General features: G+C 71.9%; 22 protein-coding genes. 8 read left to right on the top strand and 14 right to left on the bottom strand.

What is annotated here, in order from left to right:
* Both V5F61_RS18350 and V5F61_RS18345 read left to right on the top strand, forming a co-directional pair.
* The coding region (locus V5F61_RS18350) for an Rne/Rng family ribonuclease (protein ID WP_394104063.1) at window positions 1–1,961 on the top strand (1,961 nt) is incomplete at its 5' end.
* Window positions 1,962–3,054: 1,093 nt separating this feature from the next.
* Window positions 3,055–3,585 (top strand): sugar O-acetyltransferase, encoded by a 531-nt coding sequence (locus V5F61_RS18345; protein WP_393989301.1) that lies wholly within the window; start codon window positions 3,055–3,057, stop codon window positions 3,583–3,585.
* An 86-nt stretch (window positions 3,586–3,671) separates the two neighbouring features.
* Here the strand turns inward: V5F61_RS18345 and V5F61_RS18340 are convergent, their stop codons facing one another.
* From V5F61_RS18340 to V5F61_RS18325, 4 genes are all read right to left on the bottom strand, one after another.
* The gene (locus tag V5F61_RS18340) at window positions 3,672–4,163 is read right to left on the bottom strand and encodes a sterol desaturase family protein (RefSeq protein WP_393989208.1); all 492 of its coding nucleotides are present in this window, start codon (window positions 4,161–4,163) and stop codon (window positions 3,672–3,674) included.
* A gap of 423 nt (window positions 4,164–4,586) precedes the next feature.
* A complete protein-coding gene (locus V5F61_RS18335; protein WP_393989207.1) occupies window positions 4,587–5,786 on the bottom strand; it encodes an ABC transporter permease in 1,200 nt (399 codons plus the stop codon).
* A complete protein-coding gene (locus tag V5F61_RS18330) occupies window positions 5,786–6,778 on the bottom strand; it encodes an ABC transporter ATP-binding protein (RefSeq protein WP_393989206.1) in 993 nt (330 codons plus the stop codon). Before V5F61_RS18330 ends, V5F61_RS18335 begins: the two co-directional genes overlap by 1 nt.
* 18 nt (window positions 6,779–6,796) lie before the next feature.
* Window positions 6,797–7,843, bottom strand: coding sequence for a polyprenyl synthetase family protein (locus V5F61_RS18325; protein WP_393989205.1), 1,047 nt, complete (start codon window positions 7,841–7,843; stop codon window positions 6,797–6,799).
* Window positions 7,844–8,173: 330 nt separating this feature from the next.
* Here V5F61_RS18325 and fni point away from each other — a divergent pair, with 330 nt between their 5' ends.
* Entirely contained in the window at window positions 8,174–9,229 is a 1,056-nt protein-coding gene (fni, locus tag V5F61_RS18320) for a type 2 isopentenyl-diphosphate Delta-isomerase (RefSeq protein WP_393989204.1), read from the top strand.
* Window positions 9,230–9,439: 210 nt separating this feature from the next.
* On the opposite strand, the gene V5F61_RS18315 is transcribed toward fni, so the two are convergent.
* Together V5F61_RS18315 and ribB are read right to left on the bottom strand one after the other, a co-directional pair.
* On the bottom strand, window positions 9,440–10,261 hold the full coding sequence (locus tag V5F61_RS18315; RefSeq protein WP_393989203.1) for a DUF1194 domain-containing protein: 822 nt from the start codon (window positions 10,259–10,261) through the stop codon (window positions 9,440–9,442).
* A 223-nt stretch (window positions 10,262–10,484) separates the two neighbouring features.
* Complete coding sequence (gene ribB, locus V5F61_RS18310) at window positions 10,485–11,579, bottom strand: 3,4-dihydroxy-2-butanone-4-phosphate synthase (protein WP_393989202.1); 1,095 nt, start codon at window positions 11,577–11,579, stop codon at window positions 10,485–10,487.
* 43 nt (window positions 11,580–11,622) lie between these two features.
* Here ribB and V5F61_RS18305 point away from each other — a divergent pair, with 43 nt between their 5' ends.
* A complete protein-coding gene (locus V5F61_RS18305; RefSeq protein ID WP_393989201.1) occupies window positions 11,623–11,808 on the top strand; it encodes a hypothetical protein in 186 nt (61 codons plus the stop codon).
* Window positions 11,809–11,935: 127 nt separating this feature from the next.
* Window positions 11,936–12,505: an HXXEE domain-containing protein gene (locus V5F61_RS18300; protein ID WP_393989200.1), complete on the top strand. Its 570-nt coding sequence runs from the start codon at window positions 11,936–11,938 to the stop codon at window positions 12,503–12,505.
* Here the strand turns inward: V5F61_RS18300 and aroC are convergent.
* Window positions 12,495–13,607, bottom strand: a complete 1,113-nt coding sequence (aroC, locus tag V5F61_RS18295; RefSeq protein WP_393989199.1) for a chorismate synthase — start codon at window positions 13,605–13,607, stop codon at window positions 12,495–12,497. The genes V5F61_RS18300 and aroC overlap by 11 nt on opposite strands.
* 158 nt (window positions 13,608–13,765) lie before the next feature.
* Here aroC and V5F61_RS18290 point away from each other — a divergent pair, with 158 nt between their 5' ends.
* Window positions 13,766–15,079: a hemolysin family protein gene (locus V5F61_RS18290; RefSeq protein WP_393989198.1), complete on the top strand. Its 1,314-nt coding sequence runs from the start codon at window positions 13,766–13,768 to the stop codon at window positions 15,077–15,079.
* A 201-nt stretch (window positions 15,080–15,280) separates the two neighbouring features.
* The gene (locus tag V5F61_RS18285; RefSeq protein WP_393989197.1) at window positions 15,281–15,802 is read left to right on the top strand and encodes a hypothetical protein; all 522 of its coding nucleotides are present in this window, start codon (window positions 15,281–15,283) and stop codon (window positions 15,800–15,802) included.
* A 1,196-nt stretch (window positions 15,803–16,998) separates the two neighbouring features.
* Here V5F61_RS18285 and V5F61_RS18280 read toward each other — a convergent pair.
* Genes V5F61_RS18280 through crtY form a run of 4 tightly spaced genes read right to left on the bottom strand, consistent with a single transcriptional unit; the run spans window position 16,999 to window position 21,900 of the window.
* Complete coding sequence (locus V5F61_RS18280) at window positions 16,999–18,243, bottom strand: glycosyltransferase (protein ID WP_393990244.1); 1,245 nt, start codon at window positions 18,241–18,243, stop codon at window positions 16,999–17,001.
* Window positions 18,240–19,220 carry a phytoene/squalene synthase family protein gene (locus tag V5F61_RS18275; RefSeq protein WP_393990245.1) on the bottom strand — a complete coding sequence of 327 codons (981 nt, stop codon included), beginning with the start codon at window positions 19,218–19,220 and terminating at the stop codon, window positions 18,240–18,242. Before V5F61_RS18275 ends, V5F61_RS18280 begins: the two co-directional genes overlap by 4 nt.
* A complete protein-coding gene (locus V5F61_RS18270) occupies window positions 19,217–20,743 on the bottom strand; it encodes a phytoene desaturase (protein WP_393990246.1) in 1,527 nt (508 codons plus the stop codon). The genes V5F61_RS18275 and V5F61_RS18270 overlap by 4 nt, the downstream gene beginning before the upstream one ends.
* Window positions 20,743–21,900 (bottom strand): lycopene beta-cyclase CrtY, encoded by a 1,158-nt coding sequence (crtY, locus tag V5F61_RS18265; protein ID WP_393990247.1) that lies wholly within the window; start codon window positions 21,898–21,900, stop codon window positions 20,743–20,745. Before crtY ends, V5F61_RS18270 begins: the two co-directional genes overlap by 1 nt.
* A 237-nt stretch (window positions 21,901–22,137) precedes the next feature.
* On the opposite strand from crtY, the gene V5F61_RS18260 reads away from it, so the two are divergent.
* On the top strand, window positions 22,138–23,313 hold the full coding sequence (locus V5F61_RS18260; protein ID WP_393990248.1) for a GGDEF domain-containing protein: 1,176 nt from the start codon (window positions 22,138–22,140) through the stop codon (window positions 23,311–23,313).
* A 130-nt stretch (window positions 23,314–23,443) separates the two neighbouring features.
* Here V5F61_RS18260 and V5F61_RS18255 read toward each other — a convergent pair whose 3' ends face one another.
* From V5F61_RS18255 to V5F61_RS18245, 3 genes are all read right to left on the bottom strand, one after another.
* On the bottom strand, window positions 23,444–24,196 hold the full coding sequence (locus V5F61_RS18255) for a hypothetical protein (RefSeq protein WP_393990249.1): 753 nt from the start codon (window positions 24,194–24,196) through the stop codon (window positions 23,444–23,446).
* A gap of 163 nt (window positions 24,197–24,359) precedes the next feature.
* Window positions 24,360–24,983, bottom strand: coding sequence for a histidine phosphatase family protein (locus V5F61_RS18250; protein WP_393990250.1), 624 nt, complete (start codon window positions 24,981–24,983; stop codon window positions 24,360–24,362).
* 94 nt (window positions 24,984–25,077) lie between these two features.
* Window positions 25,078–25,578, bottom strand: a complete 501-nt coding sequence (locus V5F61_RS18245) for a hypothetical protein (protein WP_393990251.1) — start codon at window positions 25,576–25,578, stop codon at window positions 25,078–25,080.
* Between the last annotated feature and the right edge of the window lie 23 nt (window positions 25,579–25,601).

Raw genomic sequence — 25,601 nt, 5'->3', positions numbered from 1 at the left:
CCAACACCGCCCGTGGCGGCGGCATCTCCCGCAAGATCACCAATGCCGTGGACCGCAAGCGCCTGAAGGAAGTGGTGCAGGACCTGGAGGTGCCGGAGGGGATGGGCATCATCCTGCGCACCGCCGGCGCCAATCGCACCAAGACCGAGATCAAGCGCGACTTCGAATACCTCCTGCGCCTGTGGGAGACGGTGCGCGAGCTCACATTGTCCTCGGCCGCGCCGAGCCTCGTCTATGAGGAGGGCTCGCTCATCAAGCGCGCCATCCGCGACCTCTACAACAAGGACATCGACGAAGTCCTGGTGGCCGGCGAGGACGGCTACACCGAGGCCAAGGACTTCATGCGCATGCTCATGCCGAGCCATGCCAAGCTGGTCCAGCCCTATCGCGAGCCGCAGCCCATCTTCGCCCGCTACGGGGTGGAGGCGCAGCTCGACGCCATGTTCTCCCCCGTGGTGCAGCTCAAGAGCGGCGGCTACATCGTCATCAACCCGACGGAAGCCCTCGTCTCCATCGACGTGAACTCGGGCCGCGCCACCCGCGAGCACCATATCGAGGACACCGCGCTCAAGACGAACGTGGAGGCCGCCGAGGAGATCGCGCGCCAGCTCCGGCTGCGCGACCTCGCGGGCCTGATCGTCGTCGACTTCATCGACATGGAGGAGAAGCGCAACAACCGGGCGGTGGAGCGCAAGCTCAAGGACTGCCTGAAGAACGATCGGGCGCGCATCCAGATCGGCCGCATCTCCCATTTCGGCCTGCTGGAAATGTCGCGCCAGCGGATCCGCACCGGCGTGCTGGAAAGCTCCATCGAGGTGTGCCCCCACTGCGGCGGCACCGGCCATGTGCGCTCGGCGGCCTCCGTCGCGCTCCAGCTCCTGCGCGCGCTGGAGGAACAGCTCCTGCGGGCCGCTTCGCACAATCTCATCGCCCGCACGCGGGCGGAGGTGGCGCTCTATGTGCTGAACCAGAAGCGCGCCCACCTGCGCGACCTGGAGGAGCGTTTCCATGTCACGCTCATCGTCGCCGCCGACGAGACGGTGACCGGCCACCAGCCCTTCCTGATCGACAAGGGCGATCTGGCCGTGCCGCCGGCGCCCGCGCCGCGCGCCGCGCCGGTGGTGCACCCCGATTCGATCGCCCCCGATGAGGCCTTCATCGAGGAGGAAGAGGAAGAGATCGAGGAGGCCGTCGAGGCGGATGCCGAGGGCGATTCCGCCGAGAAGTCCGACGAGAACAACCGCCGCCGCCGCCGTCGCCGCCGTCGTCGTCGGCCCGGTGAGCGCGAGGACGGCCGCGAGCCGGGCGCCGAGGGCGAGGATGAAGAAGAGGCCTCCGCCGATGAGGCTGAGGGCGAGGAAGAGGCCGGCTCCGAAGAAGAGCGCGGCGACGATGAGAGCGGAGATGACGAGGCGGCCGACCGCCGTCGCCGCCGCCGTGGCCGCCGCGGTGGCCGTCGCAACCGCCGCGAGCGTGAGGGCGATGAGGACGCGGCGGAGGAGAACGGCGACGAGGAAGTCGCTGCCGCTTCGGCCGAGGCCACCCCTGCCGAGGTGGCTCCCGTTGGGGACGTCCCTGTCGAGGCCGAGCCCGCGCGCGAGCCTGCTGCCAAGGCGACCGTGGCCGAGCCGGCTCCGGAGCCCGCTCCTGCCCCGGCCGCCGAGACGGAGCGTGCCCCGCGCCGCCGCCGTTCGACGGTGCGCGAGAAGGCGCCGGTGATGCAGGCGGAGGCGGAGGAAGCCGCCCCGGTGGTGGCCGAAGCGGTGCCACCCGCGGAGCCCGTGGCCGAACCGGTGGTGGAAGCGCCTGCCGCGGAGCAGGAGGCTGAGCCCGCTCCGGAAGCCACGGCGGCGCCCGAGGCAACGGAGCAGCCTGCCGCCGCGCCGTCCGTCGAAACCCCCGCCGAGCCGCCGGCCAAGCCGCGCTCCGGCTGGTGGCAGCGCAAGCTGTTCGGCGAGTGATCCTGTCACCGCCCGGAACCCCGTGGTTCCGGGCGGTGCGCATTTTCGGAAGGGCCGCGGCTGCCCCTTTGCCGGTCGGGGTGCGGCCGCCAAGGGCGCCTTTGCTCCGGGTCGGATGGCGGCCGCATGCCGGCTGCTGCTGGCTAGAAGAGTTCGTCTTCCAAAGACCGGCGGGCTCCCGCCGCCTTCGCGGCTCGGCGCCGCATCGCGCCACAGGCCCGGAGCCGCAGGCGCATGGCGGCGCTCTGGAGCAAGCGGGGATGGTCCCGCGCGTGTCGCCGCCGCTGGCGACGCCGCGGAAGCGCTCCAGTTCCGCGAAGACGTGCGCCATCTGGCTGCGCGCGCGAAAGGCCGCGTGCTGAAGCCGCGGCCCGCGCCGGTTGCTCTTATGCGACATGTCCGGTGCCGTACCTCGCTCGCGGATCAACCGGCGGATGCGGTCGGCGGCACAGGCGCTGCCCGCCGGCTATGCATGCGCGGGCCGATGCGACCCGGCCACATGCCGGCGATCTCGGAGCCATGTGGCCTGTCCGACGGCGAGGCTGGGCTGGATCGGATGCTCTTGCGCATTGATCGCGATGGGGCCCCGACCCCATGGTGGCCGTTTGATCGAGAAAGACGGTGCTCTGCAATCTTTCTGTCGGCGGGGCCTGCCCACGGGCGTGAAGGCGGGTGGTGCCGATCATCAGGACGTTACCGTCGCGAGAGACAATGGCGACATTCATCTGGCGGTTCCGCGCCCCTGCATCTCGCGTGGCAGGACGCGGCTGGAGCAGTGGGCGCGGGCGGTGGTGCTCCATCCCCGCCGCGCAGTGGCGCGCGGGACGCGATGCCCGGACGGTGTCGTTTGGCCGGCGGCGGTCGAGACGCTGTCTGTTGCGTGCCGTCTCCGGCCAACCGCGGCGAGATCCCGCGCCGCGCACAAGGTGCGGTCTTGGCTGTTCAAGTGGGCCGCGGTCAGCATCGCCCGCCCTCTGCCGAGCGAAAGTCGATCGACGGCCCCCCGTTCCGGACCGGGGGCGGCCTGCTGTTCACACCCCCTTCCCATGCAACCCGAGGAGCGACTGTGAGCCTGCGTTCTGAAAAGCAGAAGATGCTGGCGGGCCAGCCCTATCATGCCGGCGACCCCGAGATCGTGGCGGATCAGCTGGCCGCGGCGGCGTGGATGCAGCGCTTCAACGGCGCCGTCGCCGTGTCCCCGGCGGATCGGGAGGCGCTTCTGCGCGAGCGCCTGGCGCAGGTCGGAACGGGATCGACGATCCGGCCGCCATTCCATTGCGACTATGGCTACAACATTCACCTGGGCGCCGGCGTATTCCTCAATTTCGGCTGCGTGATCCTGGACGTGGTGCAGGTGATGATCGCGGACGGCGCGCAGATCGGCCCCGGCGTGCAGATAATGACTGCCGATCACCCCCGGGACCCCGCCGAGCGTGCGGCCGGGATCGAATGGGGCCGACCGGTCCGCATCGGCCGCAATGTCTGGATCGGCGGTGGCGCCATCATTCTGCCCGGTGTGACCGTGGGGGAAGATGCAGTGATCGGCGCGGGAAGCGTGGTGACGCGAGACGTGGCGCCGGGCGCAACAGTCGTCGGGAACCCGGCACGGGTGCGCACAGCCTGAATTGCGCGCCGCTTATGCGCCATCGGGCGCCTGCCTGAGCCCCCGCAAACGGGAAAGGCTGTGCCCCCCGCGCTGCGGGCCGCGCGCTATTCGATGTCGGGCGTCTTCAGGCTGCCGCCGTGGTGGGCCTTCAGCCTCGCCTTCAGGGCCGGCACCGGCGGCGCATAGAGGAAGCCGAAGGAGACGCAGCCTTCCCGGCCTTCCACCGCATGGTGAAGCCGGTGCGCCTGCACCAGGCGCTTGAGATAGCCGCGCCGCGGCACCCAGCGAAACGGCCAGCGCTGGTGGGCGATGCCGTCGTGCGCGACGAAGTAGAGGAAGCCGTAGGCGGTCATGCCCACGCCCACCCACAGCACCGGCGCGCCATGCCGGCCGATGTAGATGAGCACGATGGCGATGGCCGCGAAGAACAAGGCGTAGAGGTCGTTGCGCTCGAACAGGCCGGTGCGCGGCTCGTGGTGGGAGCGGTGCCAGCCCCAGCCGAAGCCATGCATGACATATTTGTGCGCCCACCAGGCGATGCCTTCCATGGCCGCAACGGTGAGAAGCACGATCAGCAGGTCGCGGATGATGGTCATGGCGGCGGGCTTCGCCCCTCGGCTTCGGATCGGCAAGATTTAGGCGCGTGCGCGTGGCGGCGCCATGGCGAAAGTCAAAATGCCGCCGAAGGGCCTTTGGCCGAGTCCGGATCGCAATTGAGCGAAGCTTGGCCGGTGCCGGGCAAGGACCGGGAGCCGATGACATCATGCCGAAGGTCCTTGAGCCGTGCGCATGAGCCTCAGCATCACCCGCCCATCCGCGGCCGCGCTCACGGCTTCGGGCGGCGCCCGCGCGGCATTCGCCTGAAACGCGCCTCCGGCATCCGCCGACGACTGGCGTCAGGGCGGCTTCTGCTCACTCGGCTCACGGCGCCCGTTCCAAAACAGGGAATCGACGCATTTTCTTCACGCGAGCCGGCCTCCATTTCGCTTGAAAGCGTCTCGGGGCATCGTCTCGGGGCATCACGCCATGCGCGCGGCGCGGTCGAGCAGCACCCAGGTGATGAGGGCGCCGCCGAGGCCGGTGGCGAGCAGCACGCCCAGCGCCGGCAGCAGAGCTCCCATGGGCGCGCCGCGCCACAGCACATCCTGGTAGGCCTCGATGCCCCAGGCGGTGGGCGTGAGATCGCCCAGCCGCTGCAGCCATGGCGGCATCAGGAAGCGCGGCGCCATGGAGCCGCCCACCGCCGAGAGCAGCAGCACCACGAAGGTGGAGAGGGTCTGCGCCTGCTGGCGGGTGCGGCTCGCGGCCGCCAGCGGCAGAGCCACCCCGGCGGCGGCGGCGGAAGCGGCGGCCGAAACCGCGAGCCACCCCGGAAGATGGCCGCTCACGTCCACCCCATAGGCGAGCTCAGCCACCGCGAACAGCACCGCCGAGAGGGCGAGACCCTGCAGCACCAGGAAGGCGAACTTGCCGGCCACCAAAGCGCGCACCCCGCCCTCGCTCATGAGGATGCGGTCGAACACGCCGGAGCGGCGCTCCTCCACCAGGCTGGCGGCGCCCTGCACCGCCGCGAACAGCAGGAACAGCAGCGCGATGGCGCCGGCATAATAGGCCACGGCCGGCTGCGGCCCGCTCCCTTCCACCGCGCGGCGGGCCATCAGCTCTGCGCCGCCCGCCGCCACCAGCTCGGGCGCGTGGGCGATGGCGGCCTTCAGGCGCTCGTCCTGCACTGGGGTGAAGGGGCCCACCAGCACCTGCAGCTGCCCCGCCACGCGAGAAAGGGCCATGCCCGGCAGCGCATTGGTGAGCAGGGCCTGGATGCGCGCCGCCAGCAGCGCCCCTGCCACCGCCCGTCCGGGATCGGCCACCACCACGAGGGGCGCCGCCTGGGTGGCGATGGAGGGGTCGTCCCGCACGATCAGGCCGGCATCGGCGCGCCCGTCCCGCACCCGCGCCTCCACCTGAGCTTCCGCGTCCTCGCCGGGGATCAGCTCGAGGGTGGTGTCGGGCACGGCGGCGAGGGCTTCGAGGAAGGTGCCGGCGGCGGGCGCCGCGGTGAGGCGCGCGGCGGCCACCTTCAGTGCCCCCGCCTCGCCACCGGTGCCGGAGAAAATGGCCGCGAACAGCAGGAACAGCAGCGGCGGCAGCAGGAAGGTCATCACCAGGGCGCCGCGGTCGCGCAGCAGGGTCAGCGCCATGGCGCCCATCACCGCGCCCATCACGCCACCGGGCCGGTCACGGCGGCATAGAGGGCGGCAAGGCCCGGCATCCTCAGGGTGAGCGCGCGCGGCGGCAGGCCCAACGCCTCCAGCCGGGCCAGCAGCTCGCCCACCGCGCGGGGCGAATCGGAGATGAGGCCGCGCGCGCCGTCGCCCTCCACCGCGAGGCCGAGCGCCGCCAGCGCGCCCAGGCGCAGGGGCGGCGGCGGCGCGGCGAAGGACAGCTCCACCACCCGGCGGTGGGCGAAGCGCCGCGCCACCAGATCGGCCAGCGCGCCTTCGAGCACGATGCGCCCGCCCACGAGCACGGCGGCGCGCTCGGCCACCTTCTCCGCGAACTCGAAATCATGGGTGACGAGCAGCACCGCGAGCCCCTCCCGCGCGAGGTCGCGCACCAAAGCGGCGAGGTCCTCGCGAGCGGCGGCGTCCACCCCGGTGGTGGGCTCGTCCAGCAGCAGCAGGCGCGGGGCGCCCATCAGGGCTGCGGCGAGGTTGGCGCGCCGCTGCCAGCCGCCGGAAAGGCGGTCGATGCGCTCGTCCTGCCGGGCGGCGGTGCCGGAGCGGGCCAGCACGGCGGCCACCCGCTCCCGGGCCGGGCCGAGCCCGAGGCCCGCCAGCTCCGCGAACAGGGCGAGGTTCTCGGCGATGGTGAGGGCGCGGTAGAGCGCGATGTCCTGCGGGGCGAGGCCGATGTGCCGGCGGGCGGCGGCGGTGCCCGCCGGCAGGCCGCAGATGGAGACCGTGCCTGCCCGCGCCGGCAGCCGCCCGCAGATGGCGCGCACCAGGGTCGACTTGCCGGCGCCGTTGGGGCCCATGAGCACGCTCACGCAGCCCGCCGGCACCGTCAGCTCCACGCCGTGCAGGACGGCGGCGCGGCCATAGCCGGCATTAAGCCCGCGGATGGCGAGCGGCGGCGTATCCCCGGCGGCGCGGGGCGGGCCCGGCGGGGGCGGCTCGGGCGGCGGCACGAGGCGCAGGTGGGAGGGGGTCATGGCGCGCTCCCGGCGGTCTCAGGCGCCGGCCGGTGCCAGCTCGCCGAAGGCGGCGGCGAGGAACAGGCGCAGCGGCTCGTGCCCGTGGTCGTTGGGGCCGATGCGGCGGGAGGCGGCGGCGGCGCTGGCGAGATGCTCGGCCAGCAGGGTGCGCGCGGCCGGCGCGCCGAGGGCGGCGACCACGGTGGCCCGGCCGGCATCCTTGCCCACGTCCTTGCCCAGGGCCGCGCCGGAAGCGGTGCCGTCGAGGATGTCGTCGAGGATCTGGTAGGCGCGGCCCACGTGGGCCGCGAAGGCGGCGAGATCGGCCCGGCGCGCCTCGTCCGCCCCGGCGACCCGCCCGGCGATCTCGGCGGCGGCGGAGAACAGCACGCCGGTCTTGCGGCGGTTCACATCCTCCGTCACCGTCACCGGGCGGCCGGAGGCCGGGCGCAGGTCATCGAGCTGGCCACCGCTGAGGCCGAGCGAGCCCACCGCCAGCGAGAGGGTGGAGACAGCCGCGAGCCGGGCCTCCGCGTTCACGCCCGGCGCATCCGCCGCCACCCCGAACGCCCGCGACAAAAGGCCGATGGCTGCCAGCAGCGCCACGTCCTCCCCGAACTGCACATGGGTGGCGGGCCGGGCGCGGCGCGTGGCGGCGTCGTCCATGCAGGGCAGGTCGTCCATGATGAGCGAGGCGGCGTGGATCATTTCCAGTGCGCAGCCGAAATCGAGCACCGCGTGCTCGGAGGCGTCGAGCTGCAGGGCGGCCGCCATGGCGAGCAGCGGGCGCAGCCGCTTGCCGGGCGCCAGCAGGATGTGCCGCATGGCCGCGTGCAGTGCTGCCGGGTGGATGGCGGGTGGCGGCACCAGCAGGCCGAGCCGCCGGTCCACCACCGCGCGCAGGTATGAAAGGTCCTGCAACGGCGGGCGCGGCGCGTCCCGTGCCGTGGGCTCCTCCTGGCCGGGGAGCGTCTCCTGGCTGGGGAACGTCTCCTGGCCGGCGGGCTCATCGCGCGCGGGCGCGCCCTCCTCGCCTGCGCGGGAGCGCGCGCCGTCCGCGCCGAGGCCTGCCTTGTGCGTCATCACCATCCGCCCGTGGTGCCCCGGCCGGGGATTGCTCCCCCCGTGGCGGCACTGTCTCGAACGACTTTAGACCACCCCTTTCCGGCGGAAGCCAGAGGCGCGCGCGACGGCCTGCCGCCATCGCCGCCCAGTTATGTGAAACCTGCACCGGTTGACGGTATTATGGTGTCATATCGCCTGCCGGCCGCGGCGAAGGCGGCCTTGAATGTGCGCGGCGGCTGGATCACGCTGTGAACTCGCGCGCCACGCGTCCGCTGCGAATCGCCGTTCCGGCCGGAACGCGCGCGGCCGTTCGTGTCAGGCGCCGCAACATCGAGCCCCAAGGTCCGCATGACCTTTCCCACCGACCGCGCCGCGCCCCCGGCCGAGGACGCCGGGCGGCGCAAGAGCGACCATATCGAGGTGGTGCTCTCCGGCCGCGCCGCGAGCGGGCGCCACCCCGGCTTCGATGCCGTGCGGCTGGAGCATTGCGCCCTGCCGGAGCTGGCCCTCCACGAGGTGGACCTCGCCACCGTCTTCCTCCGCCGGCGCCTCGCCGCCCCCCTGCTGATCTCGGCGATGACGGGCGGCCCGGCGCGGGCGGAGCGCATCAACATCCATCTGGCCGAGGCGGCGCAGGAACTGGGCATCGCCCTCGGCATCGGCTCGCAGCGCATCGCGCTGGAGCGTGGCGGGGCGGCGGGCCTGGGGCCAGAGCTGCGGCGCCGCGCGCCCGACGTGTTTCTGCTTGCCAATCTCGGCGCCGCCCAGTTCGCGCGCGGCTATGGGCGCGAGGAGGCCCTGCGCGCGGTGGAGATGGTGGGGGCGGACGCCCTGGTGGTGCACCTCAACGCCCTCCAGGAGGCGGTGCAGCCCGAGGGCGACCGCGACTGGCGCGGCGTGCTCGACGCTCTCGGGCGCCTTGCGGCCGGGTTGCCGGTGCCGGTGGTGGTGAAGGAGGTGGGCTTCGGCCTCTCGCCGCCGGTGGCGCGGGCGCTGGTGGAGCGGGGCATCGCTGCCTTGGACGTGGCGGGCGCGGGCGGCACCAACTGGGCCCTGGTGGAAGGCGCGCGCGCCGGCGGGCGGGCGTCCGCCGTGGCCGCCGCCTTCGCCGACTGGGGCATTCCCACGGCCGAGGCGGTGCGGCGGGTTCGGGCAGTCTGCCCGGATATGCCGCTCATCGCCTCGGGCGGGGTGCGCCACGGGGTGGACATGGCGAAGGCCATCCGCCTCGGCGCGGACCTCGCGGGCCAGGCGGCGGCGGTGCTGCCGGCGGCGGTGGATTCGACGGGGGCGGTGGTGGAGCATTTCGCCACCATGCGCGAGCAGCTCCGCGTGGCCTGCTTCGCCTGCGGCGCGCGCGACCTCGCCGCCCTGCGCCGGGTGCCGCTGCTGGAGGGGGCCTGAAGAGCCCCGCCTCATGCCTAAGGCCATTCAGGCATCTTCACGGGAAGGAGATGCCGGTTTGCGGAAGAAGATATGTGATCTCAATAATTTAGAGCGATTGCCGCGCACCGATGCGGGCGGAGAGCGCCCTGGCCTGACGCAGAGGTTCCGGCCCGCGCGGCGCTTGAGCGGCATTCCGCCTGGCGCTGGTTCCGGCTGAAGACCCGCGCCTCAGTTCGACCAGTGGTCGAGCCACATCTTCTCGCCGATGGTGCAGGAGACGCGCGGTGCGCGCGCGGAGGCCGGCACCGCGCCGCCCGGCGCGGCGGAGGGCTCCACGCCCGCTACCTCCAGCACCAGCTTCGTCTTGATGGCGCGGGCGAACTCCGCGATGTGCTCCACCGGGATCACGAACGCGCCCGGCCCGCCGATGACGCAGTCCTCGTAGTAGACGTCGAGCTCGGGCACGTCGATGGCGGAGGTCTCTGCGCGCTTCATCACCAGCGGCAGGCCGTTCACCGTGATGCCGCGCTCCAGCACCGCGTCGCGCGCCACCTGCACCGGCGGCCCCTGGTTGTTCACCCCGTCGCCGGAAATGTCGATGACCCGGCGCAGGCCCTTGAAGCCGTTGAGGTCGAACTGATCGGCGCTGTAGAGCAGGGCGCCGGAGATGGAGGTGCGGTAGACCCGCCGCAGGGGCGCCGCCTTCAGCGTGTCGGCGAAGGCCTGGGCGCTCTCGCGCCCGTCGATGACGCGCCAGCTCACCACCATCTGCTGCTCGCTCTCGCCGGCCCATTCCACATAGGCCACCGCGATGCGCCCCTGGGGGCCGAGCCGCAGGGCGTCGAGGAACTCAGGGGAGGTGACGGCCGCGGCATAGCCGTCGCGCTGGAGCGCCTGCTCCTCAGTGTCCATGGAATAGGAGACATCCACCGCCAGGACCAGTTCGAGGTCCACCGGGGTCCCCGTGCTCCCCGCCGTCGCCGGGGCGCCCGGCGCCAGCAGCGCGAGGGCGAAAAGCCACGATCCGTGCCAGAGCCTGCGCGCCATCATCTCCCGCTCCCCTGTCCTCAGCGCCCGCGACATGTGGTCGCGATGATGCTGGCACCTTCCGGCCGGGGGCAAAAGAGCTTAGCCGCCTCTTCTTAAGGGGGGAGGACGGCGCAAATGGGCATGGATGCTGTAAAGAGGTGGGGAAAGCGCTGTCGCGTGCCCGTCACAATCAGTTGAACGCCGCCGGCGTGCGCGGCATGCGCGCGCCGGCGGAGCCCGTCGGTCACTGGTCGAGGGTCTCGGTGTCCGTGATCTCGATGCCGAAGCCGCCCAGGCCCACATAGGTGCGCGCCTTGGAGGCCAGGAGGCGGATGGAGACGATGCCCAGATCGCGCAGGATCTGCGCGCCGAGGCCCACCTCCCGCCAGTGGCGGTCGCGCTCGGCCTCGCTGGAGGTCATCTCCCCGGCGCCGAGGGCCGAGGGCGGCACGCCGGCGGTACCGTCGCGCAGGTAGACCAGCACGCCGCGGCCTTCCGCCTCGATGCGCTCCAGCGCCTTCTGGATGGACTTGCCGCCGCCGAAGGCGTCGCCGATGGGATCCGCCCGGTGCAGGCGCACCAGCACCTTCTCGCCGTCGCCGATGCGGCCTTTCACCAGCGCGAGGTGGTTCACCGTGTCGAAGGGGGTGGTGTAGGAATAGCCCTGCAGCTCGCCGACGCAGGTGGGCACCGGGAATTCGGCGGCGCGGGTCACCAGCTTCTCGCGCGCCTGACGGTAGGCAATGAGATCCGCCACCGAGATGCGGGTGAGCTTGTGGGTGTCCGCGAACTCGCTCACCTGGGCGCCGCGCTTCACGGTGCCGTCGTCATTCACCAGCTCGGAGATGACGCCCACCGGCGGCAGGCCGGCGAGGCGGCACAGGTCCACCGCCGCCTCGGTGTGGCCGGAGCGCATGAGCACGCCGCCCTCCTTGGCGATGAGCGGGAACACGTGGCCCGGCCGCACGAAATCCGCGGCGCCCATGTTGGGGTTGGCCAGCGCCCGCACGGTGTTGGTGCGCTCTTCCGCCGAAATGCCGGTGGTGGTGCCGTGCTTCACGTCGATGGAGATGGTGAAGGCGGTGCCGAGGGGGGCGTCGTTGTTGGAGACCATGGGGTCGAGCCGCAGCCGCTTCGCCTCGGAGGGCGGCAGCGGGGCGCACACGATGCCCGAGGTGTTGCGGATGATGAAGGCCATCTTCTCCGGCGTCGCCAGCGAGGCGGCGAGGATGAGGTCGCCTTCGTTCTCGCGGTCGTCGTCATCGGTGACGACGATGATCTCGCCACGGGCGAACGCCTCGATGGCGACCTGGACGCGGGACTGGGTGGTGTCGGTCACGGGGGAACCTCGCAAACTGAGCGGAGGAAGACCGAGGAAATCGTTGGGCGTCACCTCGTGGCCGGTGGCCTCTGCGATCCTCTCGGCCGTCTCGCGGGAGATCCAGGCTCTCTCGTCATTGCACAAGGCGGTGACGCTGGCGGGGGACAACCCCACCTGCCGCGCAAACGCGCTGCGCTTCGTGCCGGTGCTCGAAAGCCATTCCGCGAGCTTCATGGGGCGAGCATAGCAGTGTCGATTTCAGTGACAATGAAATTTTCCGAAATTCGGTGGGGGTGAAATTTACCGTTCGCCGCGTGGCCCCTTGCGGCCCCTGCCCGGCGGCGTCACTCTCCGGATGGGGAAGGGGGCGCACGATGAAGGACTGGCTCGCGGCTCATTGGGTCACCGGCGCGATGTTCATGTGCGGGGCGCTGCTGCTGGTGCTGCCGGTTCTGCCGGGCGGCCCAGAGCGCATCATCTACCTCGCCGGCCCGCTCTACATGCTCCACCAGGTGGAGGAGCACCTGGGCGACCGCTTCCGGAGCTTCGTGAACACCCGCGTGTTCGGGGTCGAGGCGCTCACGGTGGCCGATGTGCTGTGGGTCAACCTGCCCGGCGTGTGGGGCATCAATCTCGCGGCGCTCTATGCGGCGGCCGCGCTGGGGCCGGGCTGGGGGCTCGCGGCGGTCTATCTGATCCTGCTCAACGGCATCAGCCACATCGGCATGGCAGTGGCGCTGAAGGGCTACAATCCCGGCCTCGTGACGGGGGCCGCGCTGTTCGTGCCGTTCGGCCTGTGGGGCATCGCGACCGTGCCGGGCACCATGGCCCAGCAGGCGTTCGGCCTCGCGGTGGCGGTGGTGGTGCACGCCGCCATCATGGTCACGGTGAAGCGCAATGCGGCCCGCGCGCGGGCCGGCGCTTCCGCTGCCGTCAGCGGTTGAAGGGCCACAGGGGCGGCTCGCCCACCTGCCCGCGATGGCGCAGGCGATGGTCCGCCAGCACGCACCACACCATGGCCTCGCCCACCGGCACGGCGCGGATGCCCACGCAGGGGTCGTGCCGGCCCTTGGTGAACAGCTCCGTTTCCTCGCCGTAGCGGTCCACCGTGTGGCGGGGCGTGAGGATGGAGGAGGTGGGCTTCACCGCGAACCGCGCCACGATGGGCGCCCCGGTGGAGATGCCGCCCAGGATGCCGCCGGCGTGGTTGGAGAGGAATTGCGGATGGCCCTCGTTGCCGCGGCGCATCTCGTCGGCATTCTCCTCGCCGGTGAGGGTGGCGGCGTTGAAGCCCTCGCCGATCTCCACCGCCTTCACGGCGTTGATGCCCATGAGGGCGCTCGCCAGCTCGGCGTCGAGCTTGCCGTAGAGCGGGGCGCCGAGGCCGGGGGGCACGCCCTCCGCCACCACCTCCACCACCGCGCCCACGGAGGAGCCCTTCTTGCGGATGGCGTCGAGATAGTCGCTCCACAGGGGCACGGTGCCGGGGTCGGGGCAGAAGAAGGGGTTGTTGCCCACCTCGTTCCAGTCCCAGCGGGAACGGTCGATGGGGATGTTGCCGATCTGCACCAGCGCGCCGCGCACCGTGACGCCTGGCAGCACCTTGGCCGCGATGGCGCCGGCGGCCACCCGCATGGCGGTCTCGCGCGCCGAGGAGCGCCCGCCGCCGCGATGGTCGCGGATGCCGTACTTGATGTCGTAGGTGAAGTCCGCGTGGCCCGGCCGGTAGGCGCCGGCGATGTCGGCATAGTCCTTCGAGCGCTGGTCCACGTTCTCGATGAGGAGGGCGATGGGCGTGCCGGTGGTGACGAGCCCGCCCTGGGGATGGTCCAGCGCGCCGGAGATCACCTTCACCGCGTCCGGTTCCCGCCGCTGGGTGGTGAAGCGGGACTGGCCCGGCCGGCGCCGGTCCAGGGCGGCCTGCACCTCCTCTACCGTGAAGCGCAGGTTGGGCGGGCAGCCGTCCACCACGCAGCCGATGGCCGGCCCGTGGCTTTCGCCGAAGGTGGTGACGCGGAAGAGGTGCCCGAAGGTGTTGAACGACATGTCTCGGCCTTGATTCGCCTTCGCCCAATAGACGACATCTGCCGATTTTGGAACAGCCCGTCCCTGCGACGGTATCACTATGCGTGAATGTCACGCCGAAGCTGTCATGACACGCTAAAGATGATAAGGAGAGACTGACGGAGCCCCATTTTCCCGCCATGCCTTTCCTTGAGATTCTCATCGTGGTCGCCCTGGTGCTGCTGAATGCGGTGCTCGCGGCGGCGGAATTGTCCATTGTCTCCTCGCGCCCGGCGCGGCTGAAGCCCATGGCCGAGCGCGGCCGCTCCGGCGCCCGCGCGGCGCTGATGCTGGGGGCGGAGCCGGGGCGCTTCCTCTCCACGGTGCAGATCGGCATCACGCTCATCGGCATCGTGGCCGGCGCCTTCTCGGGCGCGGCGCTCGGCTCCCAGCTCGGCGATGCGCTGCGCGAGGCCGGCATGCCGGCGGGCGTCGCGGGGCCGGTGGGCTATACGGCGGTGGTGGCCGCCATCACCTATGTCTCGCTGGTGATCGGCGAGCTGATCCCCAAGCGGCTCGCCCTGCAGAATCCCGAGCGCCTCGCCTGCATGGTGGCGCCGCTGATGGTGAGCCTCTCCAAGGTGGCGGCGCCGGCGGTGTGGCTGCTCGATGCCTCCACCCGCCTGGTGCTGCGGCTGATGGGCGAGGGCGGCGACCGCGATTCCGCCGTCACCGACGAGGAGATCCGCGCCATCATCACCGAGGCCGAGACCGCTGGCGTCATCGATCCCGCCGAGCGGCGGATGATCTCGGGCGTGATGCGCCTCGCGGACCGTCCCGTCACCGCCATCATGACCCCGCGGCCGGACGTGGAGTGGGTGGACATCTCCAAGAGCCCGGACGACGTGCGCGCCGAGCTTCTGGAAACCCCTCATTCGCGCCTGCCCGCCTGCGAGGGCTCGCCGGAGGAGACCATCGGCGTCATCCAGGCGAAACGCGTGCTCGATGCCTACCTGAAGGGCGAAAACCCCGACCCGCGCGACTTCGTGCAGCCGGCGCCGTTCCTGGTGGAGAACGTGGGCGCGCTGGAGGCCATGCGCATCCTGCGCGGCTCCGAAGTGCCCATGGGCATCGTGGTGGACGAGTATGGCGACATGGTCGGCGTGGTCACCGGCTACGACCTGCTGGACGCCATCACCTCCACCGTGCCGGTGGACACCCAGGCCGAGCGCCATATCGTGGAGCGGCAGGATGGCTCCTACCTCGTCGCCGGCGATACGCCCATCGACGAGCTGATGGAGCTGCTGAACGTGGACCTGCCGGTGGACGAGGGCTTCCACACGGTGGCCGGCTTCGCCCTCTCGCGCATCAAGGAGCTGCCGGAGGAGGGGGCGATCTTCGACGCCTACGGCTGGCGCTTCGAGATCGTGGACATGGACGGCCGCCGCATCGACAAGCTGCTGGTCTCGCGCCCCATCTTCCTGCATCGCCAGAAGGCGCCCGGCGCCGAGTGAGTTGGGGCACGCCGCCCGGGCGTCCCATGCGATGCCCATCGGAAGGCGGCCGGGACGGCGCGGCATGGATAGAGGAAAGGCGCCGGGAATCCGAACTTCGGGCTGCGGGCTGACACGGCTTCGTCGGCTCGACGCTCTCCGGCAACACCTGGCCGACCTTTCGCGTGAGCATCCGGCTTCTTCCTCCACCGCCGCGCCGGCATGGGGGATCCGCCGCCCGGCGGGGTGCTCCCGCACGACGCGGCGGCGGCGCTCCATTGCGGCGTGAACACGGTGCTCGACACCCTCGCCGCGGGGGTGCCGCTGGTGGCCATGCCCATCGCCTTCGAGCCGCCGGCCACCGTCGCCGGCCTCGCCCATGCGGGCGCGGCGCAGGTGGCGCCCGCCGCCCGCGCGCTGGAAGAAGTGCCCTCCAGCCCCGGCCGCCGCGCCGCCGCCCGGCAGCGTCCGTGGCGCGGCATTGCGACCTTCCGGGCGACGCCTGCCGCGCTTTTTGCGCGAACACTGAGTTCTTGCCCCCGCCACGACGCTGGCCCGGGAAAGGCCCTGCCGCATGGCGCGACATGGATCGGGGAAGGGACCCCAAATCCGAGCCTCGCACGGGGCCTGCCGTACCGGGCCGCTGCGCCCGTGCGCTCTGGCCTGCCGCCGCCCGGCAGCGTCCGCGGCGCCGCATTGCGGCCTTCCGCGCCACACCTTCCGCGCTTTCTGCGCGAACACTGAGTTCTTGCCTCCGCCCCGGCACTGGTCCGGGAGAAGCCCTGCCGCATGGCTCGGCGCCCTTCGGCAGAAGGCTGGAAGGCGCCGCATGGATAAAGGCAGGGACCGAAAAACCGAGCCTCGCACGGGGCCTGCCGTACCGGGCCGCTGCTCCCGTGCGCTCTGGCCTGCCGCTGCCCGGCAGCGTCCGCGGCGCCGCATTGCGGCCTTCCGCGCCACACCATCCGCGCTTTCTGCGCGAACACTGAGTTCCTGCATCCGCTCTGTCACTGGCCCAGGAGAGGCCCCGCCGCATGGCTCGGCGCCCTTCGGCAGAAGGCTGGAAGGCGCCGCATGGATAAAGGCAGGGACCGAAAAACCGAGCCTCGCATGGGGCCTGCCGCACGGGGCCGTGGCCGGGCGTTCCCCGGCCTGCCGCTGCCCGGCAGCGTCCCCGGCGCCTGTGGCCTTCCGCACGATACCTACCCGGCTTTCTGCGCGAACACTGAGTTCCTGCATCCGCTCTGGCACTGGCCCAGGAGAAGCCCAGCCGCATGGCTCGGCGCCCTGTGGCAGAAGGCTGGAAGGCGTGGCATGAAGCGCGGAAATGGGATCCGGAATCCGAATCTCGCGCCGCGACCCGGCACCGCACCGTGGCCGGGCGTTCCCCGGTTTGCCGCCGTCCGGCGGCGTCGCCGGCGCCGCATTGTGGCCTTCCGCACGATACCTGCCCGGCTTTTCGCGCGAACACTGAGGTCCTGCCTCCGCTCTGGCACTGGCCCAGGAGAAGCCCAGCCGCATGGCTCGGCGACCTGTGGCAGAAGGCTGGAAGGCGTGGCATGAAGCGCGGAAATGGGATCCGGAATCCGAATCTCGCGCCGCGACCCGGCACCGCGCGATGCCGGGCGTTCCCCGGTTTGCCGCCGTCCGGCGGCGTCGCCGGCGCCGCATTGTGGCCTTCCGCACGATACCTGCCGCGCTTTTTGCGTGGGCGGCCGGCTCTTTCCTCCCCAGGGCGCGGGCGTGGGAGTGGCCTTCCGCGTGGCTCAATGTCTTTCGGCCGGCGGCTGGAAGGCGCGGGACGAAGCGCGGAAGCGGGGCCCAAAATCCAAGTCCCGCAGGGGCTTGCCGCACCGGGCCGCTGCGCCTGTGCGCTCCGGCCTGCCACCGCCCGGCAGCGCTCCCGGGGCGTGGAGGCCGGCTGCCGCCTGCTGACAGGCTCAGGCCAATGCCGCCTCGATGCGGTCCGCGGCTTCTGTCGCCCCGCCATGGGTCGCCATCTCGGCCGCGAGGCGGCGGGCGGCGGCGCGGGGGCCGGGGGTGGAGAGCACTTCTTCCAGCGCGCGGGCGAGGCGGCCGGTGCGCGCGCGGGCGGCGGGCACCACCTGCGCCGCGCCGGCATGGGCGAGGCGGGCGGCGGTGGCCGGCTGCTCGAAGGCGATGGGCATGGCCACCAGCGGCACCCCGGCGGCGAGGGCATCGAGCACCGTGTTCATGCCGCAATGGAGCACCGCCGCCGCGCAGTGCTGGAGCACCCTGCGCTGGGGCACGAAGGCGTGCACCTGCGCCAGCGGCGCCAGCCGTGCCGCCTCCCGCTCCGAAAGCAGGCCACCGTGGGCGATGAGGAGCCGGGCACCCGCCCGCGCCGCCGCCTGCGCCACCTTCATGAAGAGGGCGCCCCGCGCGCCCTGGAGCGTGCCCAGGGAGCAGAACACAAGGGGCCGTCCGTCGTCCGGCGGCGGCGTCCAGGGGGCGCCGGCGGCGTCGTCCGCATCGCGCCAGGGCGAGCCGTAATGGAAGGTGGCGGGCAGCGCGGCGCGGGGAAAATCCAGCCCGCGCGGCATCTGCGCCACCGTCAGCAGGGGCGAGAAGCCCTGGTCCTGCTCCGGATCGAGGCCGAAGGCCGCGCCGTGGCGCGCCAGCACCCGGCGCATAGGGGTCATCAGCAGGTCGGTCACCCCATAGCCGCCCCGGTTGCGGATGAGCCCGCGCTCGGAGGGGTCATAGGGCCAGGGCACGAAGGGCGGCGGCACCCCGATCTCGCGATCGAGCGGCAAGGCGGTGGCGGTGGAGACCACGGGCAGCCCCAGGTGCCGCGCCACCAGCGCGCCGGCGGCCTCGGTCTGGTCCGCGATCACCGCCTCGGCGCCGATGGCCGCGAGCGCACGGGGCAGCTCGCGGCAGAGCATGTCGGTGAGGGCGGCGGTGGCGCGCAGCATGGCGATGAGATTGAACAGGCCGTTCGGCCGCGCCAGCCGGCGCAGATAGGCGGCGAGCGCGCCGGGCGGGTGGCTCTCCCGCCCCACCGCGGCGAAGCCGGCGCCGCGCCCCGCCACCAGGGCCTCCGCGTCCGCCATGTGCAGGAAGGTGACGCGGTGGCCGCGCCGGCCCAGCTCCCGCGCCAGCACCAGCAACGGGTTGTAATGGCCCGGTAGGGGTGGGGCAACCACCGCGAAATGGGTCATCGCGGCCGGGTCCAGAGCTGCGCGGGCCGTGCCGGGGCGGGGCCGGCCAGACGGGTGCCCACCGCCTCCGCGATGCCGCGCGCCAGCAACGCCAGCTTCTCGCCCGTGCCGGTGGAGACACGATCATCCCAGGCCGCAGCCCCCCGCCGGCGCACCTTGCGGCCGATGGCGCGATAGACCCCGCGCGCGGCGGAGATGGCGCAGGCCGAGCGCCAGGGCAGGGCGCGGATGCCCATGCGCGCCTCGTCGTAATAGGGCTCCGCCGTATCGAGCAGCCGGGCCACCGCGCGGGCGAGGGCAGGGCGGTATTCGGCCTCCGCCAGCGCCTCCGCGGGCACGCCTTCCGCCGCCAGCAGCTCCGCCGGCACGTAGACGCGGCCGATGGCGGCATCCTCCACCACGTCGCGCGCGATGTTGGTGAGCTGGAAGGCGAGGCCGAGGTCGCAGGCGCGGTCGAGCACGCTTTCCTCCCGCGCGCCCATGACGAGGGCCATCATCACCCCCACCACCCCGGCCACGTGGTAGCAATAGAGCAGCGTGTCGCCCATGGTCTCGTAGCGCCGGCCTTCCACGTCCATGCGGAAGCCCTGGAGCAGATCGAGCGGGTAGCGCTCGGGAATGGCATTGCGCCGCACCACCTCGGCGAAGGCGGCGAAGGCCGGGTGGGCCGAGGGCGCGCCGCGATAGGCCCGCGCCGTCTCCTCGCACAGGGCATCGAGCCGCGCCTGCGGGGAAAGCGCCTGCGCCACCCGCCCATGGCCCAGCACCTGCCCGTCCACCACGTCGTCGCAATGGCGGCACCAGGCGTAGAGCATCACGGCATCGGCGCGGGTGCGGGAATCGAACAGGCGGGCGGCGGCGGCGAAGCTCTTCGAGCCCTGGGCGATGGCTGCCTCGCTCGCCCCGAGCACGCTGGCCGCCGGCGCGCGCGTATCGTGCGGCGGCTCCGGGGCCGGGCGTTCTCCCGGCGCGCTCATGTCCGGCGCGGCCGCACGCGGCCGGTGGTGAAATCGGCGAGGATGAGCCCGGCCGTCGCCTTGGCCGAGCCCACCACCCCCGGCACCCCCGCCCCCGGATGGGTGCCGGCGCCGACGAAATAGAGGTTGGCGATCTTGCTGTCGCGATTGTGGGGACGGAACCAGGCGGACTGGGTGAGGATGGGCTCCACCGAGAAGGCCGAGCCCAGGTGCGCGTTCAGCTCGTCGCGGAAGCCGAGCGGCGTGAGCATGCGGGTGGTGACGATGTTCTCGCGCAGCCCTGGCAGCAGCCTCAGCTCCAGGTTGGAGAGGATGCGCTCGCGATAGGCGGGGCCCACCTTGTCCCAGTCGATGGGGGCCGTGCCCAGGTGGGGCACCGGCGAGAGCGCGTAGAAGCCGGTGCAGCCCTCCGGCGCGAGGGCGGGATCGGTGACGCTCGGCGCGTGGAGATAGAGTGAGAAGTCTTCCGCGAGGCCGGGGCGGTTGAAGATGTCGCTGACGAGGCCGCGATAGCGCGGGCCGAACAGCACGGTGTGCTGGGTCAGGTGGTCCCAGGTGCGCTTCACGCCGAAATAGGTGACGAACAGCGACATGGAGTGGCGCTTGCCCGCCAGCCGCTGCCCCTCGTGCCGGCCGCGCGGGGTGCCCTTGAGCAGGCTGGAATAGGTGTGCACCACATCCGCGTTGGAGGCGACGATGTCGCACGGCACGCTCTCGCCGCCCTTCAGGCGCACGCCGGTGGCGCGCCCGCCCTCCACGATGATGTCCTCCACCGGGGTGGAAAGGCGGATCTCGCCGCCCAGGTCCTCGAACACGCTGGCGAGCGCGCGCACCAGCGCGCCGGTGCCCCCGCGCGGAAAGAACACGCCCCATTTGCGCTCCAGCGCGTGGATGAGCGCATAGATGGAGGAGGTGGCGAACGGGTTGCCCCCCACCAGCAGCGAGTGGAAGGAAAATGCCTCGCGCAGATGCTCCTCGGTGATGAACTTCGCCACCATGGAATAGACCGAGCGCCACGCCTGCAGGCGCAGCAGCTGCGGGGCGGCGCGCAGCATGTCGGAGAAGTGCAGGAAAGGCACCGCCCCGAGCTTCAGGTAGCCTTCCTCGAACACCCGCTGGGAATAGGCGAGGAAGTTGCGGTAGCCCTCCACATCCTCCGGCGCGAAGCTGCGGATCTGCGCGTCGAGCGTGTCCTGGTCGTTCACGTAGTCGAACGAGCGCCCGTCCGGCCACATCAGCCGGTAGAAGGGCGAGACCGGCAGCAGCTCCACATAGTCCGACATCCGGCGGCCGGCGGTGGCGAAGACCTCCTCCAGGCAGGAGGGATCGGTGATGACGGTTGGCCCGCCGTCGAAGGTGAAGCCCTCGTCCTGGTAGACATAGGCGCGCCCGCCGGGCTTGTCGCGCCGCTCGTAGATGGTGGTGGCCACCCCCGCCGCCTGAAGGCGGATCGCGAGGGCGAGGCCGCCGAAGCCGGAACCGATGACGGCGGCGGTGCGGAAGGGGCGGATCTTGTCGAGCATCAGCGGGGAGCCACGGCGCGTTTGGTCTCCGGAAGGCAGCGCGCGGCGCGCAGGAGCGGGACCGGGGGCCGCCCGGTCAGGATGCGCGCCTTGTCGGCGAGGGTGAGGCGGTCTCCATAGAAGCGCGCGATCAGCCCCTCCGGCAAGCCGTAGAAACGTTGCAGGACCGCATAGCGCCGCTCGGGCGCGGCGGCGCGGAACAGCATGCGGTTGAGCAGGCGGAAGAAGCCGCGCCGCTCCCAGGTGGAAATGGCGTGGCGGCGGATCGCTTCCGCCAGCGCGGGCCCGGAGAGATCGGGCAGGGTGCTCACCAGCTCCGCCAGGGCCACCGCGTCGGGCAGGGAATAGCCGGTGGTGGGATGGAACAGCGCGGCCCTAAGGCCGGTGCGCGCCACCTGCGGCAACCCCTCCGCCAGATGGGCGCGGATGTCGCCGCCGAGGGCGATGGGCAGCACGCCGGCTTCCTCGCGCACCACATAGTCGGCCACGAGGCCCTGGGCGGCGAGATAATCGGCGATGCGCGCGCGCACCGCGTCGATGGGCAGTTCCGGCCCGTCGCTGTAGCAGGTGTCCTCCACCAGCAGGGTGTCGGCATCGAGGGGCAGCAGGTAGACGAAGCGATAGCCGTCGAGCTGCGGCACCCGCGCATCCATGATGACGGGCCGCCGGAGCCCGTGCGGGCGGGCAAGGCGCACCTCCTGCCCCAGGAATTTCTGCCAGCCGAGGTCCAGGTGGGGCGAGGGCGCGGCGCCCCGCCCGTCCACCACCGCGTCGGCCGTGATGCGGGTGCCGTCCGCCAGGGTGACGTGGAACGGCGCCACCTCCACCACCTCGGCCCCGGTGCGGATGCGCGCGCACACGCGCTCCGCCAGCACTGTGGCGAGCTGCTCGGAGGTGACCGAGCCGTAATGGCCCGAGAGGGTGCGGGAGAAGGCGGGAAAGCGCACCTCGTGGCCGATCCAGGCCAGGGCCCGGAAGGGGGCGATGAAGGCGGCGCCGGCGGCGTCGAGGTCGGAGGCATGGAACGACCAGGTGTGGTTGCCGCCCACGCTCTCACCCGCCTCCAGCAACGTGAAGCGCACCTGCGGCCGCCGCTCGAACAGGCGCGCGGCGATGAGGCTGTTGGCGAGGCCCGCGCCGACGAAAAGGATCTCCATACGCCGGCCCTCCACGCCCTGGCATCCGGTCGGCCGTCCTTCTCGCATAGCCCGTTCCCGCCGCCACGGCCAGCCCTTGGGGCAAAGAGTGGTGTATTGCCCGGCGCGAATGCAACCTTGGGTGCGTATTCCGGTCCCGCGCGGCTTTCTTTCGCGGCGGCATCGTGTAACCTGCGTCCGCCGAGCGCCGCCGTCCGGCGCGCGGGCTCCGCGCAGGTTCAATTCCTGGAAGCGACGATGCGGCTGGACTTTCAGACGCTCTATCTGATCATCCTGCTCAACTCGCTCTGCTATTGCGTGATCTGGGCGGGCTTTGCCTATATGCACCGGGACATTCCCGGCGCGCGGTGGTGGCTCGGCGCGGCGGTGATGACGACCCTCGGCGGGCTGCTCATGTCCGGCGATGGCACCCCTTGGGGCCGCGCCTTCATGATTCTCGGAAACGCGGTGGTGGTCGCGGGCTTCGTGCTGGTGTGGCAGGGCATCCGCGAGTTCTACGGCCGTGGCCCGCGCCTGCGCATCGGCGCGGTCATCGTGGCCGTGGCGGTGGCGGCGGGCTTCCTCGCGGGCGACACGCGGGCGGGGCAGAACGTGGCCTATGCCGGCACCCAGCTGGTGCCGTTGGCGCTGTCGTTCCTCGCGCTCTGCCGGTGGGGGCGCGGCGCGCTGGGCGCGAAGGTGGCTGCGGCCGGCATCCTCATCGCCATCGCGGGCCAGGCCACCGAGGCCGGCTTGAACATCCTGCGCCTTCTCGGGCGGCTTTCGACCGAGGGCTACTACACCGTCGCGGCTTACCTGCTGGTGACCGTCATCGTGGGCGCGGGCCTGTGGTATCTCGGCTTCCTGCTGATGGCAGTGGACCGGCTGCGCCTGAAGCTGGCCCGGCTCGCGACCTCCGACCACCTCACCGGCCTGCCCAACCGCCGCCACTTCCTGGAAGCCGCGCAGGAGGCCTTCGTCCGCACGCGGGCGGAGCAGCAGACGCTGGCGATGCTGCTGATCGACCTCGACAATTTCAAGGGCATCAACGACCAGCTCGGCCACGCCGCGGGAGATGCCTGCCTGCGCCACTTTTCCGCTTTGTGCGCCGTCTGCGCCGGGCCGCGGGGCCTGCCCGCCCGCTTCGGCGGCGACGAGTTCGCCATGCTGATCGAAGGCCCGCACCCCGGCGAGGCGGCGGAGGTGGCGGGACGGCTGGTGCGCGTGGTGGCGGAGGCGCCGCTGCAATGGCGCGGGCACGCCATCTGCCTCACCACCAGTGTCGGGGTGGCGATGGCTGACGGCACCGGGCCCGGCACTCTGGACCTGCTGATCGAGGCCGCGGACCGCGCCCTCTACGCGACCAAGCGCTCCGGGCGCAACGGTTTCACGCTCGCCAGCGGAGCCCTCGCCGCCGCACCGGCGGGGGCCTGAGCGCACCTCCGGCGGGCTCGGCCGGCTTATACTGTCTTCCACGGTCCTCGACCCGGGGCCGGGACGGCTTCGCGCGAATGCCAGATGGGCTTGCCCGACGCTCGGGAGGCGAGGCCGGGGGCCCTTGGCTCTAGTCCCGCCGGGCGAGGGAGCGCAGGAAGCCCTGGTATTCGTCGGTCAGTTCCATGTCCACCGCCGGGGCCATCTTCAGCAGCATGTTGGCGATGAAGGCCTGATCGTTGCGCGGGTCCTCCAGCAGCTCGCGCAGCAGGGGCACGTTGTCCTCGATATGGGCCATGAAGGCGATGCCCTTCTCCTGGGTCTCGGTCCACCGCTCCCGCGTCCACCGGGCGAGCGGGAACATGATCTCGCTCACGAAATTGGACTTGCGGGCCTTCTCGAAGAAGCGCAGCCCCGCGTTCCAGTTCTCCTTGGCGCGCATGGGGGGCGGGGGAATGTCGCCGGCCAGCATCTTCTTGCCGGCCTGGCCCACGAAGTCCTCCAGGGTCTGCGGCGCGTCGATCTGGGAGCGGAAGTGCCAGAGCGCGAAGTTGCCCGGATATTCCTTGCCCATGGCTTCGACGAGTGCGCTCTCCACCTTCTCCACGGCGGCCTTGTCGCCTTTCAGCGCAGCGGTCATGCAGAAGGCGAACACGGTGTCGTTGCCCACGTTGTGCACGCCGCCGGTGGCGAGCTGCGCCGGCGTCAGCGCGGGCGTGCGGCCATCCACCGGGGCCGCGGCCTCGCCCGCGCGCTGGGCCATGATGTAGGCGGTGATCTCCAGCCACGGCACGTAATTGGCGATGAAGGCGTCCGGGTCCACGTGCACGATGGCGAGGTTGAGGGGCATCTTGCGCTTCTGCAGCTCGGCCATGTCGGTCATGGAAATCCCCTGAAATGCGAGAATGAACGGTTCGACAAAACGCGCGCGGGCGCGGGACGCCCGCCGCCGCGCGTCGCCTTCGCGACAGCGCGCGGCCCAACGATTTGTCGCAGCAAGAAGAATGCCAGGAAGAGAGCGGTCGGGAGGGGCAGGTGAAACCGGCTCAGTCGGCGACCGCGAAGCGCCCGCCGGCCACCACGTAAACCGCGCCCTGGCGCACGGGCAGCACCGCCGCTTCGGCGGAGGGCATGCCCGCCAGCACATGCAGCGCCGCGCGGATGACGCCGCCGTGGGTGACGATCACCGCGTCGCCCGGCAGCGCATCGATGGCCGCGAGCACCCGGCGCGAGAGGTCCACATAGCTTTCGCCCTCGGGGGGCACGAAGGTCCACGGCTCGCGGTCGCGCCGGCGCACGGCGTCGAAGTCCCGCCGCCGCAGCTCGGGCCAGGTCTGCCCCTCCCAGCGGCCGAAGGAGAGCTCCGCGAGGCGGATGTCGGTGGCGAAGTCGTGGGCCGGCAAATCGAGGCTGGTGCGCAGGATGCGCATGGTCTCGGTGGCGCGCACCAGCGGGCTCGATATGAAGGTGAGCTGTTCCGCCGGGCCGGCGAGCTGGTGCAGCACGCGGCCCACGCGCCCGGCCTGGATGCGGCCGAGGGCATTGAGGGGCACGTCGCGCCGGCCCTGCAGGCGGCCCGCCACGTTCCAGTCGGTCTCGCCGTGGCGCACCAGGAAGAAGCGGCGCATTCCCTCGCCACTGGCGGGCGGGGGCGATTCGGCAGAGGTCATGGCCGATGCTCCGCGGGCAGCGCCGTGGCGCACGCGCACCGCACGGGTGCTGCTCCGGTGCCGCGCGCCGCCGTCACGCCTCCGCAGGCGCCCATCAGCGGGCGGGCACCGGCACGACGTGGTCGTACCACGCGCCGAGGGAGGGGTAGGTCACGCGCAGGGTCACGCTCTGTCCGGGCGTGCGCCGGCCCTTGAAGAACACTACGGCGCCCTTGGTGGGCCGCCCCAGGCAGGGCGTGGTGGCGCCGCCATCGGTGCCGGTGATGGTGAAGGGCGCATAGGCCACGCTCACCTTGGCGCCGGGCGGGGCGGAAACCACCTTGATGTCGGGCACCTGGCTCTGCTGGCAGTTGTAGTCCACCGTGCCGGCGGCGAAGATGGCGCCCCGGGGCAGGCGTGCGCCGGGGCCAATGCCCGTATTGAAGGAGTAGCCGGAATAGCTCGGCGTCACGTAATCGGGGAAGAAGGCGCCGCCGGGGCCGAGGATGCGCTCGCGCAGCGGGTATTGCTGGAGCGTCGGCAGGCTCTGCGCCCCGGCGCCGGTCGCGAGCGGCAGCACGAGGGCGGCGAGGGCGAGGCGCAGGGCGGTCCGCATGTCAGGTCTCCTGTCGGCGCTGG

The sequence above is a fragment of the Xanthobacter sediminis genome, from assembly GCF_043195015.1.
GTDB lineage: Bacteria > Pseudomonadota > Alphaproteobacteria > Rhizobiales > Xanthobacteraceae > Xanthobacter.
Note: the sequence above shows the minus strand (reverse complement) of the source record. Positions and strands in the feature narration are given on the sequence as shown.

What these genes read in the sequence shown, in the direction of transcription:
- V5F61_RS18300 (WP_393989200.1), top strand. Translation starts at nt 11,936, where the DNA reads ATGAAGGACTGGCTCGCGGCTCATTGGGTCACCGGCGCGATGTTCATG.
- V5F61_RS18260 (WP_393990248.1), top strand. Translation starts at nt 22,138, where the DNA reads ATGCGGCTGGACTTTCAGACGCTCTATCTGATCATCCTGCTCAACTCG.
- V5F61_RS18335 (WP_393989207.1), bottom strand. Translation starts at nt 5,786, where the DNA reads ATGGGCGCGGTGATGGGCGCCATGGCGCTGACCCTGCTGCGCGACCGC.
- crtY (WP_393990247.1), bottom strand. Translation starts at nt 21,900, where the DNA reads ATGGAGATCCTTTTCGTCGGCGCGGGCCTCGCCAACAGCCTCATCGCC.
- V5F61_RS18275 (WP_393990245.1), bottom strand. Translation starts at nt 19,220, where the DNA reads ATGAGCGCGCCGGGAGAACGCCCGGCCCCGGAGCCGCCGCACGATACG.
- V5F61_RS18285 (WP_393989197.1), top strand. Translation starts at nt 15,281, where the DNA reads ATGGGGGATCCGCCGCCCGGCGGGGTGCTCCCGCACGACGCGGCGGCG.
- V5F61_RS18315 (WP_393989203.1), bottom strand. Translation starts at nt 10,261, where the DNA reads ATGATGGCGCGCAGGCTCTGGCACGGATCGTGGCTTTTCGCCCTCGCG.
- V5F61_RS18270 (WP_393990246.1), bottom strand. Translation starts at nt 20,743, where the DNA reads ATGCTCGACAAGATCCGCCCCTTCCGCACCGCCGCCGTCATCGGTTCC.
- V5F61_RS18280 (WP_393990244.1), bottom strand. Translation starts at nt 18,243, where the DNA reads ATGACCCATTTCGCGGTGGTTGCCCCACCCCTACCGGGCCATTACAAC.
- V5F61_RS18330 (WP_393989206.1), bottom strand. Translation starts at nt 6,778, where the DNA reads ATGACCCCCTCCCACCTGCGCCTCGTGCCGCCGCCCGAGCCGCCCCCG.
- fni (WP_393989204.1), top strand. Translation starts at nt 8,174, where the DNA reads ATGACCTTTCCCACCGACCGCGCCGCGCCCCCGGCCGAGGACGCCGGG.
- V5F61_RS18255 (WP_393990249.1), bottom strand. Translation starts at nt 24,196, where the DNA reads ATGACCGACATGGCCGAGCTGCAGAAGCGCAAGATGCCCCTCAACCTC.
- V5F61_RS18345 (WP_393989301.1), top strand. Translation starts at nt 3,055, where the DNA reads ATGCTGGCGGGCCAGCCCTATCATGCCGGCGACCCCGAGATCGTGGCG.
- V5F61_RS18245 (WP_393990251.1), bottom strand. Translation starts at nt 25,578, where the DNA reads ATGCGGACCGCCCTGCGCCTCGCCCTCGCCGCCCTCGTGCTGCCGCTC.
- V5F61_RS18325 (WP_393989205.1), bottom strand. Translation starts at nt 7,843, where the DNA reads ATGACGCACAAGGCAGGCCTCGGCGCGGACGGCGCGCGCTCCCGCGCA.
- V5F61_RS18290 (WP_393989198.1), top strand. Translation starts at nt 13,766, where the DNA reads ATGCCTTTCCTTGAGATTCTCATCGTGGTCGCCCTGGTGCTGCTGAAT.
- V5F61_RS18250 (WP_393990250.1), bottom strand. Translation starts at nt 24,983, where the DNA reads ATGACCTCTGCCGAATCGCCCCCGCCCGCCAGTGGCGAGGGAATGCGC.
- V5F61_RS18340 (WP_393989208.1), bottom strand. Translation starts at nt 4,163, where the DNA reads ATGACCATCATCCGCGACCTGCTGATCGTGCTTCTCACCGTTGCGGCC.
- aroC (WP_393989199.1), bottom strand. Translation starts at nt 13,607, where the DNA reads ATGTCGTTCAACACCTTCGGGCACCTCTTCCGCGTCACCACCTTCGGC.